Annotated in this window: 12 protein-coding genes; all 12 read right to left on the bottom strand. The window is 65.7% G+C overall.

The genetic code is table 11. From position 1 onward, the window contains the following. Positions 1-32: 32 nt before the first annotated feature. On the bottom strand, positions 33-1,046 hold the full coding sequence (locus tag ABQJ48_RS28200; RefSeq protein WP_367841244.1) for a FecR family protein: 1,014 nt from the start codon (positions 1,044-1,046) through the stop codon (positions 33-35). Between the two features lie 306 nt (positions 1,047-1,352). Beyond that, complete coding sequence (locus ABQJ48_RS28195) at positions 1,353-1,904, bottom strand: DNA/RNA non-specific endonuclease (protein WP_367841243.1); 552 nt, start codon at positions 1,902-1,904, stop codon at positions 1,353-1,355. Between the two features lie 39 nt (positions 1,905-1,943). Next, a complete protein-coding gene (locus ABQJ48_RS28190) occupies positions 1,944-2,918 on the bottom strand; it encodes a hypothetical protein (RefSeq protein ID WP_367841242.1) in 975 nt (324 codons plus the stop codon). A 20-nt stretch (positions 2,919-2,938) separates the two neighbouring features. After that, on the bottom strand, positions 2,939-3,508 hold the full coding sequence (locus ABQJ48_RS28185; RefSeq protein ID WP_367841241.1) for an OmpA family protein: 570 nt from the start codon (positions 3,506-3,508) through the stop codon (positions 2,939-2,941). Positions 3,509-3,712: 204 nt separating this feature from the next. After that, positions 3,713-4,414, bottom strand: coding sequence for a type VI secretion system-associated protein TagF (gene tagF / locus ABQJ48_RS28180; RefSeq protein ID WP_367841240.1), 702 nt, complete (start codon positions 4,412-4,414; stop codon positions 3,713-3,715). Beyond that, the gene (tssM, locus tag ABQJ48_RS28175; RefSeq protein ID WP_367841239.1) at positions 4,411-7,956 is read right to left on the bottom strand and encodes a type VI secretion system membrane subunit TssM; all 3,546 of its coding nucleotides are present in this window, start codon (positions 7,954-7,956) and stop codon (positions 4,411-4,413) included. Before tssM ends, tagF begins: the two co-directional genes overlap by 4 nt. Before the next feature lie 46 nt (positions 7,957-8,002). After that, entirely contained in the window at positions 8,003-9,301 is a 1,299-nt protein-coding gene (tssL, locus tag ABQJ48_RS28170) for a type VI secretion system protein TssL, long form (protein ID WP_473094199.1), read from the bottom strand. Positions 9,302-9,316: 15 nt separating this feature from the next. After that, the gene (gene tssK, locus ABQJ48_RS28165) at positions 9,317-10,651 is read right to left on the bottom strand and encodes a type VI secretion system baseplate subunit TssK (protein ID WP_367841237.1); all 1,335 of its coding nucleotides are present in this window, start codon (positions 10,649-10,651) and stop codon (positions 9,317-9,319) included. Between the two features lie 20 nt (positions 10,652-10,671). Next, positions 10,672-12,366, bottom strand: coding sequence for a type VI secretion system-associated FHA domain protein TagH (gene tagH / locus ABQJ48_RS28160; protein WP_367841236.1), 1,695 nt, complete (start codon positions 12,364-12,366; stop codon positions 10,672-10,674). Between the two features lie 31 nt (positions 12,367-12,397). Then, the gene (locus tag ABQJ48_RS28155) at positions 12,398-14,389 is read right to left on the bottom strand and encodes a type VI secretion system Vgr family protein (protein ID WP_367841235.1); all 1,992 of its coding nucleotides are present in this window, start codon (positions 14,387-14,389) and stop codon (positions 12,398-12,400) included. 1 nt (position 14,390) lies between these two features. Beyond that, positions 14,391-14,780 carry a DUF4280 domain-containing protein gene (locus tag ABQJ48_RS28150; protein ID WP_367841234.1) on the bottom strand — a complete coding sequence of 130 codons (390 nt, stop codon included), beginning with the start codon at positions 14,778-14,780 and terminating at the stop codon, positions 14,391-14,393. Positions 14,781-14,806: 26 nt separating this feature from the next. Continuing rightward, positions 14,807-17,563, bottom strand: a complete 2,757-nt coding sequence (gene tssH, locus ABQJ48_RS28145; protein ID WP_367841233.1) for a type VI secretion system ATPase TssH — start codon at positions 17,561-17,563, stop codon at positions 14,807-14,809. Positions 17,564-17,567: the final 4 nt, after the last annotated feature.

Below are 17,567 nucleotides of genomic sequence, written 5' to 3'. Positions count from 1 at the left end.
AAGGGCGTCGACGCTTGATGGTGCATGGCACGTCAATGCGCATCCGTCTCGTCGGACGTCGGTTTGTCCCGGTATAGCGTGCCGGCGTCGGGTTCAGGTCGCGCTGTCGGCGGCGCTTGCGCGGGCCTTTTGCGTGGCTCTCTCGACGGGCGCGGCGGCGGATGTAGAATCGGACGCCATTCCGGCAAAACGTCCAGATGAGCGTCGACCTGCGCGCGGAAGGCCGCGGCTTTCAGGCGCGGCACGAAGCGTTTGACGAAGGTCACGCGCTCGCTGACGCTGCTCGTGAGCCAGTCCGAGACGTCGGCGTAATCGACTGGACGCAGCGCAGCCGCAAGCTCGTGCGTGTTCGCGAGGTGCGCCGCCACCCCGACCAGAGCATCCCGGAAGCCTGGCGGCATCGCGCCAAGGAACTCCTCGGATGGGCGGGCTTGCGCGCGCAGCGGCTCGTCGGCGTGTCGCTCCAGGTACTGCCCGGCGTGCAAGCTTTGCTTGGGCGCCTGGGCAGGCGCGCGAGCGAGGACGATCGCGTCATCGCCAGACTCCGCGAAGAGTCCGACGCGCTCCGCGGTGGCCATCGTGACGACCGACCACGGGCCATTGCTTGACGGTGTGATGTCAAGGCCGCGCAGCTCGATCGAGAGGGGTGGCTGCACGGCGGCGCTCACGGGGCAGGCGACCTTGAGCCAGCCGCTCAGCATTGTGATTCGCACCGGTCCGGCCGCGGTGGATGGCGGCGCCGCAGGTGTTTTGAGCAGCACCTGCGTTTGCGGTCCGAGCGCGATCAGCGTGCCCACACTGTCTTCGATCTGGGCGGATTTGCCGGCGTCGGTCTCGATGATGTCGTCGTCGCGCAGCTTCGCGCCCACCCCCGTCCGATACAGTGAAGCACCGCGGATCACTGTCACCGCACCTTCGGCGAACGAGATGACAGCGTCCGCATGGGCGAGCGGCACCGCCGACGCAAACAGCGCCAACGCGCCGCCAGCGCGTGCGCGCAGGAACGCTGACGCCAGAATAGCGAGGAAACGGCGGTCGGATGGCATCGTCACGGTCCGTTACGTCGGTGTCTGCTGCGCGGTCCGTCGCAGACGGTCCGATTCGTCGAGTGTCTCACTGACAATAACCGATTCACAGCGTATTTGCCCGAGTTACGGGGCGCCGCGCACCTCGTCGAGCGTGGAGCGCAATGTCGGGTCAAGTTCATCAAGTGCGAATTCGACGCCGTCAACCATCAGTGCAGTGCGAGCATCGATCGTGGCGCCGGGCGGGTCGGGCGGCATATCGTCGCAAATTGATTCGCCTTACGAGTATCCGGCTTGCCGCCCAATACGCGGACCGTCGCGCGTGCCTCAATTCGCGAACGTCGCCAGCTTGAACGTGCACGCGGCCGCCCCCGGCATCAGAAGCCCCTGCTCCACGCCAATGGGCACCTGACTCTCGCCCGGCCCGTACAACCAGTACGTGAAATACAGCGCTCCCGCATGACTGACCGCGAGTCGTTCCAACGCCTGGAACGGACCTGAATTGATTTTGCCCAATTGCGGCACGAGGTTGATATCGGTCGAGCCGCCGAGCGTGTGCGGAATCGCATGCCCGCGATGGTAGGTCCCGCCATTACTGAGCGGATGTCCGCGCATCCGGGTTGCGATTTCCTTGCGCGGCACCGTACTTTTTCCCTGACTGATTCCCCACGCCGCGACGAGGCGCTCGGTGGACAGGTCGAACAGATAGGAAAACCCGCCAACCGAGGTTTCCAGCAGTTCGCACGTCGAGAGGCGCTGGGCATAGTCGTCGGCCCACAGCGCGACCAGCAGCGGGGCGATGTCATCGCCCCATGCGGCGGCGGCCTGCGCGTGGGACAGGCGCGGCAAAATGCGGTTGAGTTCGGCGTAGTTCGTCATGCGTCACCTCGAAATCCCGGTTCGCGCTGCTTGCGCGGATTACTTCGTGTGCCCTTCTCCGCCGGCCCTCGCGACCGCCTCCTGCAAGCGCCGCCGCACCTTGCCGACATCGATTCCGCCCGGCCCCGGCGTGTCGATGATCGGCACATACCGTGCGGGCGTATGCAGCAGATAGGCCTGCATCTCATCGATCACGATCCGGTCGCTCGGGTCGTAACCGAGGTTCTCCAGTTGCCGGGTCAACTCCGCACGTTCCTCATAGCTCAATGCCTGCCACCAGAATGCACGGCACGCGTGTGCATATGCGCTATTCGAGAAGTACTGCCAATGGCCCAATTCGTGACTGAGGATCGCGGCCCTGACCGTGGCGTCGATCGTCTCGCCGCCCGGCGCGCGACCGAGCCCGGGAATGGTGATCAGAAAGTCGTGTGCGCTCGCCGCTTGCCAGACTCCCTGCTCCTCGCGAATCAAACGCCATCGCACGAGAATCGTCTGCAACGTGCGCTCGCCCTCGTTCAGCACCACGCCCTGCTCACGTGCGAGTTCGAAAAAGTGCGTCAACTCGACCGTGCTGAAGTTGTTGCCGGCCGTGAGCCCGGCCGGATCGGTGCCGAAGCGTCGCGCGTACGCCGCGATGGCCGCCGCCGACACGACGCGATCGCGCGGCATATCGCGCCGTTCGAACAGAGCCACCACGCGCGAGAACATCGCGCCCTGTTGCGCGAGGCTCGCTGCCTGCATCGCATGCAGCCCGGGCTGGTCCGTCACGGTGAACAGTTGCAAACGCGGGTCGGGCGCCAATGCGTCCGCGAGCCGCGCAAGCGGCAAGCGTATGGCGCCGGTGTCTTCATCGACGGCGGCGGGCACGGGTCGCGCCCCAGCGCCTGATCCGCCCGGTGCATTGGCGGCGCGGTTCGCCGCCTGTGGGTCCGCGGCCACGGCGATCGTGCTTAGCCACGCGAACAGCATCACCGCCCTCACCGCCTCGGCGCAACACCCGCGATAACGTGTCATCGGCGGCAACTCGAAAGCGCCTAATCCGTGACCGTGACGATCGTCACTCGACGGTTCTCCGGCGCGGTCGGATTGCGCCTGTTCAACGGATCGGAAGAACCTTTGCCAAGCGACGATAGCCGCTCGGCCGCAATGCCGTCTTTCCGCGTCAGGTATTCGACTACCGCGGCGGCACGGTCCTCCGAGAGCTTCATGTTGGCATCGGCCGAACCGCGAGGATCGGCGTGCCCCTCCACGCGAAACCGGTAGGCCGCGAGTTTCTCCGACTGCAATGCATCGGCGACCTTGTCGAGCGCGGCTTTGGCGCTGTCAGTGAGGGTGGCCGAATTCGTCGCGAAGGTGATGAGGATTTGCGCGGACGGTTTCCTCGCGGGCGCGGGGCGCGGCGCGGCGGACGGCGGCTTGTTCGACAGCACGAAGCCGCGCGTCACGACGTTCTCGCCGGACTCGCTCGACTCGTCGGGCTGGAGCGCTCGCGTCACCGACTGCTCGTTGATGTCCTTCTCGTTCAGGACCGGTTCGGCTGCGCGCGCGGCGGTGCACAGCAAGGCAAAGAAGCACAGCGCGGTAGACAGAACAGCGCGTGGCAAGCGCCGTCCGGAACACGAATGGGTCAGGCGTGACATACGGCGATCTCCGCGGAATGGATATGCCGTGAGGCCGCCAGCGCCGCGTCACAGACCGTCGGCGAACACCGGCGGCAACCGGTGCATGACAGCCTCATCCTCTAAAGACGAACGATGGGAAGTCAATTTGAAACCGTTGCGCAGCGCGGTGCGGCAGGGATGCCGTTGCTATGCGCCCGCGTTCGAAATCACGTCGATCACCGACTCCCATTCTTCGGTGCCGACGTCGAGGAGACTAGCAAGCTGCAAACCGGTTACCGTGCCCGCGGAAATTCTGACCGAAGCCGGCACGGCTGGCGATCCGTCGCTCCACCAGATCGCGTGTCCCGTCGCGGCGTTCCGTTCGAGCAAGGCGGCGAATCCGCCGTCGGCTGCCCCAGTTAAGGCGAGCCGCCACGGCGTCGCTGCGCGATCGTCGTTGAACAGGCTCTCGCCTTGCAAGGTCGCGTCGAATGCATCGAGGGCGAATTCGGGCATCAGTGTCTCCAATGCCAGCGCCACGAGCCGGTCGTACCATCCTTGCGCATCGGCCAGTCTGCGCACAAGTTCGACACCGTCGATCGCCTGAGCAATCGTGAACGGAAAATAACGCCCGACACGGTCCACGCCCGGCGTCAGAACGCCCGCCCACGCGCTCGGGCCATACAGTCCCGCGCCCAGCGCGAAACACCACACAGGTGCATTCAGATACAACTCGAGCCACTGCGCGCCAAAGCGCTGCCGCGCCAGCAACATGCCTTGCTGCAAGCCCTCATCCCAACGCGTGACGAACTCGACCGGCAAGCGCCGCGCGACGAAGTCGCCATGCGTGCGGACCTTCCCGAAGAAACCGGGCGCGCTTGTCGGCTCCGGTGCAAACCCAGCGCTCATAGCCGATCCGGACAGCGGAACTGCTCGAGCATGGCGCGACGAAACGGGTTCACGATGCTGCTCGCCGCGAGTTCGAATTCCGCGCGCCGGCCATCCGATTCGAAGCGCAGGCGAAAGCGGTCCGGTTGCGAGGTAGGTTGCAGATGCGCGTCGTCCATCAGATGCAGCAGTGCCCACGGGCCGTCGGCGCGCGCCGCCGGCGCGTTGCCCGCCGGCGTGAACTCGATGTGCGCCTGACCGGTACCCTTGCCGCTCGGCCACTGGAACACCATCGATTGCAACGTGTCGGGTTTGACGACCATTTGCTGCCCATCGATGTCGAGCGTGAACTGTGTGACCGAGGGATCGATGGTGAGCGGCTTCACGGTGAAGCGCACCGACACGTCGCGGCCACCGGCCCGGAAGAACGCGTCGCGGATCTGCGCCGCGCGCTGGAACTGGCCGAGCACGTCGACCGGGATGCCGAGCGTATCGACACCGCTGCGCCAGCGCCATTGCGGCCCTGACATGTCCACCATCGTCGCCAGGTTCTTCTGGAAGAAATCGTCGATCAAACCGCCCGGGCTCAGCAGCCTGCCGAAGTCGTCGGGCGCGACGTCGCGCGTGGAGCCGCGCACGAGCGGGTAGCGGCCGTCGAGCGCCTGCCGGCACAGCTGCGCCACATTCGCCTGCCACAACGCGTTCAGGCGCGCCCGCTCCCCGCCAACCATGAGCGACCCCGCCCCGCCGGCGACGTCGGTGGCCACCGCCGCGAGCGGTGGCGGCGATCCTTGCGCGACCAGCTTGAGCTTGTTCAACGCATCGCCGGGCGGCGGCGGCAAGCCCTGACGGCGCGCCGAATCGGCGGCCTCGAGATAGGTCGCCGCGTCCTTCAGCGCGGCCAGTTGCGCGTCCAGCGGAGCCGGGCCCGTTGCGCCCGGTTTGCCGGCGAGCTCATGCAGCGCCTGGAAATGCGCGTCGACCGGATTGGGTTCGGCCGGCGCGGGCGCGGGCGCCTCTTCCGGCTGATTGCCGAGGGCGCTCTCGAGGCGCTTTTTCGCTGCATCGAGTTTGTTGGTCAACGCGGCAACGCCCTGCTCCGCCATCGATGCGCCGGTTTTCGTGTTGCCCAGCGCGGTTTCCTGCGCGGCTGCAAGCATCAGCGAGCGCAGCGGCGAGTCGGGTCCCGCGAGCACGTTGGCCACGCGCGCACCTTGCTCCACGCCGTCGAACGGCACAACGTCGATATCATTGAGCAACGCGTCCCATTGGCGGATGTACTCGTCGTAGTAGAGCCGCGTGATACCCGTCTTCAGATCCTCGACACCCGTCGGCGTCAACACCGACTCCTGATGGCCAAGTACCCAATCGTCCTTGGCGATGTCGATCACCGCTGCGTCGCGCAACTGGCCGAACTTCTGATAGCCAGCGCGGGTGTATGCGCCGGAAACACCGCGCGTCAACGGCGCGCCGCTCTTGCGCACGAGCACCAGCGCGGCGTTGCGCCCCGCCGCGTTGGCGACGCTGAACTCCGGCAGTCCGCTCTGTTCGAGATCGCGTTTGACGCGGTTGAACACGCGCTGAGTCAGCGGCATTTTGGCGAGCGTCGCACGCGCCTGCGCGATCAGATCCTTGTCAAGCGGCAGCGAGGCATCAAAGCGCGACGGCTGGAACAGCGCGGCCAGATGGCCGTCGATATCGTTGCGCTGATCGTCGCTCGCATCACGCAACGGCCCGCGGCGCCAATCGACATCCGCCCACAAGCGCACCGAGTCGGCATCGAAGTGCAGCGAATCGCCGAGCATCAGATACGCGCGCAGGACTTCGTACTGGAAGTCCGGATTGTTCGCGTCCCCGCGCCGCAATTCTTCTTCCATGCGGCTCACCACCAGAGGCAGCAGAGCTTGCCGCAACAATCGACGATAGCTCGTCTGTGCTTCGAGGCCGAGCTTGTCGCCCTGATAAAGGCCGAGGCGCGACAGCCACGGCACGCTCTTGTCGCGCTCCGCATAACCGCCGGGCAGCCCGCGCGCGGCATTGAGCAGCGGCAGGAGCGCAAGCGGGTTGTCGCCCGGCTGGGTCGTCTGCGTGAGCTTCTGCAACTCGGCGACATGCCGTTGAACATCGGCGACGTAGGCGCTGTTGCGTTGATAGCTGACGAAGAAAAGAACCAGCGCGAGCACCGTGACGATGCCGATCGCCGCCAGCGCGGCGCGCTGCAACCATGCGCGGCGCCGCTCCACCTTCTGGTTCACGCCCGCGAGCCCGGCCTCCTCGAAGATCACGTCGCGCAACAGCCGCGTGATGAAGTACGCGCGCCCGCTCGCCGGATCGGGCAGGACGGCCTGTTGCTGGAAGCCGAGTGCCGAGGCTACCGCGCTCATCACGCGATCGATCGGCCGGCCTTCCTGGGTGCCGCTCGTGAAATACACGCCACGTAGCAGCGCGGACTGCTCGAAGCGCGAGGTACTGAAAGTTTCGTCGAGAAAGCCTTTCAGCACGGCTTGCAGACCCGCGAACTGCTGCGGAAACCCATACACCAGCGCACGCCGGCGCACATCGGTCTCGCGCTGCATGCGGTTCAGCACGCGGGCTTGCAGTTGCTTTTCCAGCGCGGCGAATTCGGCGGGAAATGCGGCCAGTGCGTCGTCGGGCGAGCCTCGCTCGGTGTAGGGGAACGTCATGCCCCAGACCTGTTCGCGCTCGTCGCGGCCGAGATCGTCGAAAAACTCGGTGAAGCCCGCGAGCAGGTCGCATTTGGTCACGACTACGTAGACCGGGAAACGCATGCCGAGCTGGCCATATAGTTCCCTGAGCCGGTCGCGCACGGCTTGCGCCTGCTGCGCGCGCTGCGTCTCCGAGAATTGCAGCAGGTCGCGCGTCGACAAGGCCACGATGACGCCATTCAGCGGCCGGCGCGGACGATACTTGCGCAGCAGTTGGAGGAAGCCGGCCCACGCGGCCTGATCGGCTTCGGCGAAACTATCCTGGGTGGTGAAGCGGCCCGCCGTGTCGAGCAGCACCGCATCGTCGGTGAACCACCAGTCGCAATTGCGCGTGCCGCCCACGCCGCCGATAGACTGCTTGCCGAGCCGGTCAGCGAGCGGAAACTTGAGCCCGGAGTTCAACAGCGCCGTGGTCTTGCCCGTGCCGGGCGCGCCCACGAACATGTACCACGGCAACTGATAAACATACTGACTGCCGAAACGCCCCTTGACGCGCGCCTTGCGCAAGGTCGCCATGGCGGCTTCGAAACGCTGCTTCAATGCGGCGATGTCGGCCTCGGATTCCTTCTTGCCGGGCGCGGGTTCGGCCGGCCCCTGGGCGACCACGCGCGTGAACTGGATGTTGGCGAGGCGCACCGCGATCCAGCGCACGCTCCAGTACACTGCCCACACCAGCAGCAACACGATGATCACGGTCCAGCGGCTACCGGCGCTCTCGAGTGGCTCATGACCCGCGTACGCGACGAGCGGCCCCTCGACCCAGACGATCAGCGACAGCGCGAGCACGCCGAGCAACGACAGCACGACGGTGCGTCTCAGCCAGCCAAAGAGTTTCATACCCAACTTCCCTCCGCCTCGCGACCATCACTCGTCAGCCGCGCCTTCACGATGCCGCTCCCGGTGCCAGCACCGTGATATCGACGCGGCGGTTGCGCGCGCGATTCGCCGCGGTGTCGTTGGGGGCGATCGGCTCGGTGTCGCCGCGCCCTTCGGCGCTGAAGCGTCCGGGGCTGCCGGCCCGCGACGCGAGCATGTCGCGCACCGCTTCGGCGCGCGCCTGTGACAGGTGCCAGTTCGACGGGAAGCGCGCGGAGAGAACTTTCTGGTTGTCCGTGTGGCCCGCGACCACCACGTTGCCCGGCACTTCCTTCAAGGCGTCGCCGATACGCTGGATCAGCGGCACGAAACCCGCGGCCAGATCGGCACTGCCCGACGCGAACAGGCCGTCGCCATTGATCGTGACGACGGTGCGATCGGGCAACTCCGAAACCTGCACGAGACCGCGGGCGATTTCAGGCGCGAGAAACTGCGACAGCTTCGGCGCGGATTTGGGCGCCGCCGCCAGTTTCGACGCCAGCACCGGAGCCGGCGCGACCCGGATCGCGTGCAGCGCTTCGAACACGCGGTCGGACATGTCGTTCAGCCTGAAGCTCAGCACCAGATGGACGATCACCAGCACGAGGCAGGCGATCGCCGCAGCCACCCACAGCGGCACCAGTTGCAGCAATGGCTTGCGCTCGACCTTGACCGGCAGCCAGTGCGGCGACAGATCGCGTTCGGCCGCGCTGCGCTGGCCACGAATCATCTGTTCGAGGCGCTCTCGGATCGTGTCGAGCTGCGTGCGGCCACCGTCGATCAGACGGTAGCGTCCTTCGAAACCGAGGCCGAGAATCACGTAGATCAATTCGAGCACGTCGATATTGCCCACGGGGTTCTGCGCAAGACGTTGCAGGATCAGGAAAAACCGCTCGCCACCCGAAGCCTCGTTGTGGAACGTCACCAGCAGGCTGCGGCTGCCCCACAAGCCCGCCCCCCACGGCGTGCTGGCGATCGCTTCGTCGAGGAACGTGCACAGGCAGTAGCGCGAAGCGCCGAGCTTCTCGTCGTCGATGCCGTTGGCGCGGCCCTGCACCTCGAAGTTGCGCACCATTTGCATCAACTGGTTGCGCAGGTCCTCGACATTCGGATGAGTCGGCAATTGCCGCAACGGCAGCGCCAGTTCGATCAGCGGGTTGGCCGCGCGCAACAGCGGATTGAGACCGCCGCCCGCGGGCAACATCGGCGCGGGCGTCGCCGCGGCCGCCGTGAATGCCGCGCGTGCACCGCCCGGTGTCGGAATCAGAATCGTCGCGCCGGGATCGTCGGCGGGGCCACGCGGTTCGTCAGGAGTCACGATCAACATCCCCTAGTCCATGCATCAGCGGCGAATCGCCCAGAACTCCATCGTCAGCCCGGGAAACTCACCGGCTACATGCAGCGCCATGCCGGCGGAGTTCGCGAACTGCTTCCACAGTTCGTTGCCGCGATCGAGTTCGAAGTAGGTAAAGCCGGCATGGAACGGCAACTGCCGTGGTGCCACGGGCAACGCGCGCAGGCCCACGCCCGGCAATTGCAGATTGACGAGATCGCGGATGCGTTCGACCGGCCCGATCTTCACCTGAGGCGCGAAGCCGGTCAGGATGTGCTCGGCCGGCATCTGCGCACGCACCGCGAGCACGAAGGTGGCGCCGGCAAACAGCGTCTTGTCCGGCACGATCGCCACGCGCAGGCCGAACTTGCGCTCTTCGAGCGGGATCGCCACGGCGTGCGGGTCCATCACCATGCTCAGCGACGCGCGAATGTCGTCGATCACCGGCGCGAAGGTTTCGCGCAACCATTCATGGCGATACACCGGATACGCCGGCGGCCGCTTCGACGCCTGGCTGAAGGTCGCCAGTTCGCCAGCCAGCTGGACCGCCACCTCGTAGAGCGCTTCGGGATGCAGACCGGTCATCGTCGATAGATGCGCGGCCAGTGGCTCGTGGCGGTTGATCAGTTGCAGCAACAGGAAATCGGCCACCTCCGCGACGCCCGTCACGCCTGGCTGGGCAAGGCGTGCGGCCAGCGCTTCGCCACGCTGATGCAGAAGGCCCACGAGGTCGTCGACGAACGCCGCGAGACGCCGCGCCACCCGGTAGTCGAGACACGGCGGGCTGTAGTCGTTTCCGAGCACGACCCGGTTGTCGGGCAGACGTTCGAGCACGCGCGCGACGCCGAGCGCCGTGTAGGCATTCGCCACGTCTGGAGCGAGCGCGAGACGCACCCGCAGTTTGCCGATCTGGAGCAAGGCCGCGCCGGCATTCGGATCATTGCTGTCATTGACGTCGAACTCGGCGATACGGTGACGCGCGAAGTTCTCCTCGCTGGCTTCGTTGCCGGTTTCGGCGACGCCCGGCCTGCGCACCGGCAAGGCCAGTTGGACGAGCATGTTGCGGGTGCTCTCGGGGACCTCGAGCGGCTCGGGCAAGTCATCGTCGGCGGGCAGATCGAACGGTGTGCCATCCGGCATCACGCCGGAGCAGGACAGCAGCGCGAGCTTGCCGAGCTTGAGCAGCGACTCGTCGATCTCCAGCGCGGTAAAGCCCCAACTGTACGGACGCAGGCCGGCTGCGCGCGTCTCCAGTTGCCGCTGCAGATAGCGATCGTGCTGCTGCAGATGCTGGGGCTGAAGAAACATCCCCTCCGACCAGATAACTTTGCTGTTCCAGGACATGTTGTCTCGTTCAAAAGAATCTAGTTGGGATCGGCGGGATGCTTCGGCCGACGCTCGCGGGACGCGCGCAGTTCGTCGATCTGGGCCTCGTACGCGTCATTGAACGCCTGACCGAAGAGCTTCTGAAAGTCGTCGTCGGCTTCGCGCGCGACGGCCGCCTGCAATCCGACGAACAGATCCCACAGCTTCGCCTTGCGATTGGACAGCACTCTTTCAAGGGCGCCGGGGTCTCCCAGCTGCGCTTCCATCGAGGCGGGATCGAAGCGTCCCAGCACGTGCGCGAGCGCCGCGCGCATGCCGGCGAGGACCGCCAGCTCGTGCGCCTCGATATCGTCGAAGGCGCGTCTGAGCGCCTCGTCCGGCGGCATGTAACCCGCCGAGCGGCCGGTCAGCATCTGCGCGAGCGCGCTGTCGACGTCGGGGAAAAACTTGAGCGGGTTGTTGTCGCGCGCGACGATCATTGTCGTGTCGAGGCGGGCTTCGCGTTTGGTCATCGCGCGTGCGCGCAGCACGCCCATGGTGCCGCGCAACGCTTCGCGCAGCATTGCGCCGATCAGCCGCGCGAACTCCGGCTCGGGCAGGTTCGGCGCGCGTGTCGGGTCGAGGCCGAGACCTTCGAGCAGCGCCTGGAAGGTGACGGCATTCGGGCTCGCGGCGACGGCGGGGTCGTGGTGAGCCGGGGCCTGCTGCGCGAGCGGAGATGGTGCACAAGGGGGTGCTGCAAACGGAGTCGAGTGCGCTTCAGGCTGCGGGGCCGGCTGCGGAGCGGGCGACGGCTCCGGCGCCGCAGCAGGCACGGCGACCCGCGCGGTCGCCGCCTGCGGCGCGACCACGGGTACGACCACCGGCACCACCGGGGCCGCAGGGGTCGATGGCGCGAACGACGTCGACGGCGTCGCGAACAGATCATCGAACGGCGTCGCTTCCGAGCCTGCCGCGCCGGGATCGAGCAATCCGCGCGGCAAGCCGGTCGGACCACCCAACGGCGCGGTGGGCCATCCCGGCAGCTCGTGCGACGCAGGATGCGCTGCGCCAGGCGATGCACTGCCCGCCTGCCCGGGCGTTTCCCACTGCGCCAACGCATCCGCGAGCGGATCGTAGTCGGCGGGAATGCCGCCCGCGAACGTCGCCGGCCGGCCCGGGTCCGGCCTGGGCGGTTGCGGCGCCGAAAACGCCTCCAGCTCCGGCGACACGTGATCGCTTTCCGAGCCCGCAAAGCCGGGCCGCGACAAGTTCCGCTGCGGTACGCCAAAGCCTGGTTGCCCAAGCGGATCGAGCGCGCCGAGCTGCAGCACGTCGCCTTGCGAATCGGCCGGCAACGGACCACTCAGAACCTGCGCGGCACTGAGCGGATCATGGCCGCCCGTCAGGCCGCGCACACCCGCCGCCTGCTCGCCGATCGACACTTCGAGCAGATACGGACCGATCAACAGACGGTCGCCATCCGCGAGTCTTGCCTCGCGCGTGCCGCCCAGCGCGCGCTGATTCAGCACGCTAGGATTGCTGCCGAGATCGCACAGCAGATAATCGCCGCCGCGGAACTCGACGCGCGCATGCACGCGCGAGATCGCGCGCTGTTGATCGGGCAGCACCAGCGTGCAGTCGTTGGCCCGCCCAATCGTGCCTCCCGCGGGGCCGAACGCGATCGCGATCGGCTCGGCCAGCGTCTCATCGTTGAATCGCACAACCCGCAGTGAAAGAATCGGATAGTTCACTTGGCTCCCCACAACCGGTCAGGTGCAGCACTCACGATTTGATTTTTTTGGTTCCGTCGTCGGCGTCTTTGGGCGCGGTGGGCGCGGTAGGCGACGAGCCGCTGCCGGAGCCCGCCGAGCCGCCCGAATTGAGCAGGATCGGCGTGCCCGACACCGCCACGCTGACCGGACCGATCACCACGAAGGCGCCGCCTGCCTTTAGCGTAATACTCGCGCCCGCTTCGATCACGATATTCATGCCCGCCTTGATGTGGATGTTCATGCCGGCGTCGATCGCATAGTCCATCCCGACTTTTTCCTGCAGCTTCTGCCCGACCTTCAGCGATGCGTTGCCGTCGACCTGGGCGTTCTGGTCGCCCGTCACGGCGTCGTGGCGTGCACCGGTTATGGCTACGAACTCGTTGCCGGTCACTTTCAGATGCCGGTCGTTGCCGACATTGCCCAACATGTCGTTCTTTACCCACGTTTCGTGATCCTTCTCCGCGTGGAAGAACAATTGCTCCCTGCCTTTGTCGTCGTCGAAACGCATTTCGTTGAAACCGCCCCCGCTCTTGGTCGAATTACTTTTCAGCGTCGTGAGCGTCTGATTCGCCGGCAGCGCGTAGGGCGGCATCGTGTTCGCGTTATAGACGCAGCCGGTCACGAGCGGCCGGTTCGGATCGCCCTCGACGAACTCGACGATCACTTCCTGACCGATCCGCGGCAAGAAGAACGCGCCCCAGCTTTTGCCGGCCCAGCTCTGTGACACGCGCACCCAGCAGCGCTTCCTGCGCGCATCCGAGTTGGTCGGCGGGTCGAACTGCTCCCAATGAAACTGCACCTTGATGCGGCCATATTTATCCGTGAGGATTTCTTCGCCGTCCGGGCCGACCACCATCGCCGTCTGCGGGCCCGCCACGGCCGGCTGGGGCGTGAGCCGCTCCGAGCGGAAGTGATTTTCCTTGCGCAGCGCCGTGAACGCGCAATCGAAAAACGCCAGCGAAGTATCGTGGCGCACCGTGGATACATAGACATCTGAATTGATTTCGTACGCAGCGCTGACCACGAGATAATCGTGGTTCTGAGCGTCACACGCGTGATGTTCGAGCTTGAACTGACCGCCCGGCCAGATGCCGCGCGCGCTCGATCGACCCGAAATGCTGTCGTTGCGCGCCTGACGGATCTCGACACCGACCTTCGCATACCGGTCGCCATCGCTGGACTGAACGTGGCCGCTCAGATGTTCCTGCATCGTGTATACGGGCGGATCGTAGACTTTCGGCCGCGTCGCGCGCGACAGCAGGCCTTGCTGGTTGCTCAACGTAGGCTTTTCGAAGTCATAATCATTGACTTCGTACTTGCCGGTCTGCAGTTCCGCGCCCGAGCTCCACGCATAAACGCATTCCTTCTCGGTCGAGGGCTCGAACCACGCGTCGTACGGAATCGACTCATAGTGCTCGATCGGTCCGTGCACGTCGCTCGAATCGGTCAACACCAGTGTGTGCTTGCCCGCCTTGTGCTCGAAATAGTAGTAAATGCCCTCGTGCTCCATCAGGCGGCTCACGAAAGCGAAATCGGTCTCCCGGTATTGCGCGCAGTGCTGCAGCGGCGAATAGGTCGCCTGGCATTTATTGCTGAGGTCGATGCTGTAGTCCTGCAGCACGCCGGTCACGATCTCGAGCACGCTCTTTTCGTGAAAAAAGCGGCTGTGCGACGCGCGCGTGAGCAGCCACAGCCGCGGACGCACCACGGCATCGTAGCGCGCCATCCGGTTGCGGGTGCTGTCGCCCGGCGCGACGATCCTGAACGCCGTGACGATCCCGTTGAATTGCCGCTCGCCTTCGCCCGGCAAGGACAGCGCAATCGAGATGTCATGCCCGAGCAGATCGGCTGCTTGCAGGTCGTTGCGCTCACTCAGCAGATCGAGCCGCCATTCGCTGAGCCGCCCCAACTCCTCCATGCCGCTTAGATGCAGAAACAGCAGATCCTGGCCGGCAGGCGAGCAACTGACGGTGACGTGTCGGTTCGGGTTTTGGGTGGTCATGTCACGGAATCATTGTCTTGACTGTCGCCGGATTGACGATCGTGACCACGCCACCCCAGTTGCACATGCAGGCCGAGACGTTGTCGAGCGAAGGCTGGTTTCCAAGCAGCACGGTCGGCGCGCCCGATGTCCATGGCGTCATGGTGGCCGGAATGCACGGCATCGGCGTCAGCACGCCCAATGCCGCTGCCGTCCCGGCGGCGACCGTCGGATTGGCGGGCGAGCTGCACATGCCGAACGGCATGATGTTGACGAGCGGAATGTGATCCATGATGTTGGCCGCGGGCGGCCCTTCGCCCATCACCCGATTGAGCGGCAGCACCACGAGCGACGAAGGCGCCGCACCGAACGAACATTGCAGCGTCGCGCCCATGCTGACTTGTTGCGGCATATGAAGGCATCCTCCGGTCGGATCGATCAATCGAACGTATAGAGAAATTCACCGTCGCGAGCCCCAATCTGCACTTTAGTGACCGGGGTCCCGTCCATCATGCGCGTCAGAAACTCCGTGCTGATGCGCGGCAACAGCGTGTTCGTCAGGATCGCGTCGATCATGCGGCCGCCGCTTTCGAGTTCCGTGCAGCGGCTGCCGATCAGCTTCACGACGTCGTCGTCGTAACTGAACGGAATCTTGTGCGACGCGCGGATGCGTTTCTCGATGCGGCCGAGCTGGAGCCGGATGATTGCGCCAAGCATCTCGTCTGAGAGCGGAAAATACGGAATCACCACGACGCGCCCAAGCAAGGCTGGCGGAAACACCTTCAGCAACGGCTCGCGCAACGCTTTAGCAATGCCTTCCGGCTCCGGCATCAGCTCCGGATCCTTGCACAGGCTCGTGATCAGATCGGTGCCGACATTGGTGGTCAACAGGATCAGCGTGTTCTTGAAGTCGATCACGCGGCCCTCGCCGTCTTCCATCCAGCCCTTGTCGAACACCTGGAAGAACAGCTCGTGAACGTCGGGATGGGCCTTCTCGACTTCGTCGAGCAGCACCACGCTGTACGGACGGCGGCGCACCGCTTCGGTCAGCACCCCGCCTTCGCCGTAGCCGACGTAGCCCGGCGGCGCGCCCTTCAGTGAAGACACCGTATGCGCTTCCTGGTACTCGCTCATGTTGATCGTGATGACGTTTTGCTCGCCGCCATACAGCACCTCGGCGAGCGCCAGCGCGGTCTCGGTCTTGCCGACCCCCGAGGTCCCCGCGAGCATGAACACGCCGATCGGCCTGTTCGGATTGTCGAGACCGGCGCGCGAGGTCTGAATGCGCCGCGCGATCATCTCCGTCGCATGAGCCTGGCCGATGATGCGCCGGTTCAGGTTCTCCGCGAGCTTGAGGACGTTTTCGATTTCGTTGCGAACCATCCGGCCCACTGGTATGCCGGTCCAGTCCTGCACGACGGAGGCGACCGCCTGCTGGTCGACGGTCGGCAGGATCAGCGGGTCTTCGCCTTGATGCTGTGCGAGCTGCGCCTGCAGGTCGCGCAGTTCGGCGAGTCGCGTTTCGCGCGTCGCGGTGTCGCTCGCGGGATCCTGAGTCGCGGCGGTTGCCGCTGTTTCCTTCGCTGCGTTGGCCGCTTCGTTCACGTGCGCGGCGCCCTCGACCTTGCCGGTCTCGCCGCGCAGTTGCGCGCGCAGCGCGAGAATCCGCGTCACCAGTTCTTTTTCCCTCTGCCAACGGGCGTCGAGCGTGGCGAGGCGCGCCTGCTCGGCAACGAGCTTTTCCGCTGCCGCGGCTCGACGCTCCTCCGTGTCGACGCCCACCGCGCTTTCGCGGCCGATGATCGCCAGCTCGGTTTCGAGCGCCGCGATACGCTTACGCGAATCGTCGACCGACGCCGGCGTCGCATGTTGGCTGACCGCCACGCGCGCGCAGGCGGTATCGAGCAGGCTCACTGACTTGTCGGGCAACTGCCGGGCCGGAATGTAGCGATGCGACAGCCGTACCGCGGCTTCGAGCGCTTCGTCGAGCACCTGCACCTTGTGGTGCTGCTCCATCGTCGAGGTGACGCCGCGCATCATCAGGATCGCGCGGGCTTCATCCGGTTCTTGGACCTGCACGACCTGGAAGCGCCGCGTGAGCGCCGGGTCTTTCTCGATGTGCTTCTTGTACTCGGCCCATGTGGTCGCGGCCACCGTGCGCAGCGTGCCGCGCGCGAGCGCGGGCTTGAGCAGATTCGCCGCGTCGCCGGTGCCGGCCGCACCGCCCGCGCCGACCAGCGTGTGCGCTTCGTCGATGAACAGGATGATCGGCTTCTCCGAGGCCTGGACCTCCTCGATCACCTGCCGCAAGCGGTGCTCGAACTCGCCCTTCATGCTCGCACCGGCCTGCAGCAGACCGACGTCGAGCGTGCGCAACTGCACGTCGCGCAGCGACGGCGGCACGTCACCCGCCGCGATGCGGTGGGCGAAGCCTTCCACTACCGCGGTTTTACCGACGCCGGCCTCGCCGGTCAGGATCGGATTGTTCTGGCGACGGCGCATCAGGATATCGACCACCTGGCGAATTTCCTCGTCGCGCCCGACAATCGGGTCGAGCTTGCCGTTACGCGCCTGCTCCGTCAGATCGGTGGTGAAGCGCCGCAGTGCTTCCTGCTTGCCCAGCGCGGCGGCCGGCACGGGACCGCCCACGCCATCCCCGTCGCCGCCCTCGCGCTGCGCGCCGGCAGCCTGGAAACCATCGCTCGCGCTCATTGCCGCCTCCGGCGACTCGCGCAGCAGGCTGTGGAACTCGTCGACGAGCGAGTCGAGCTTGATGCGCTCAAACTGCCGCGAGATACCATACAGCCCGTTGCGCAGCGACGGCGTCTTGAGCAGCCCGACCACCAGGTGACCGGTGCGCACCTGCGACTCGCCGAACATCAGCGAGCCGAACACCCAGCCGCGTTCGACCGCTTCCTCGACCTGCGACGAAATATCGGTCACCGAACCCGACCCGCGCGGCAGGCGGTCGAGCGCTTCGGTCAGATCGCGCGCCAACGCGGATGGCTCGAGCCCGTAGTGTTTGATGATGCGGTGCAGGTCGGAGTCCTGCAATTGCAGGATCTGATGGAACCAGTGCGACAGTTCGATATAAGGGTTGCCACGCAACTTGCAAAACACGTTCGCGCTCTCGATTGCGCGAAACCCGAGCTTGTTCAGCTTGCCAAACAACGCTGCCCGTTTGATCTCGGCCATTTTG

The organism is Paraburkholderia suaedae (assembly GCF_040812055.1).
Lineage (GTDB): Bacteria > Pseudomonadota > Gammaproteobacteria > Burkholderiales > Burkholderiaceae > Paraburkholderia.
Note: the sequence above shows the minus strand (reverse complement) of the source record. Positions and strands in the feature narration are given on the sequence as shown.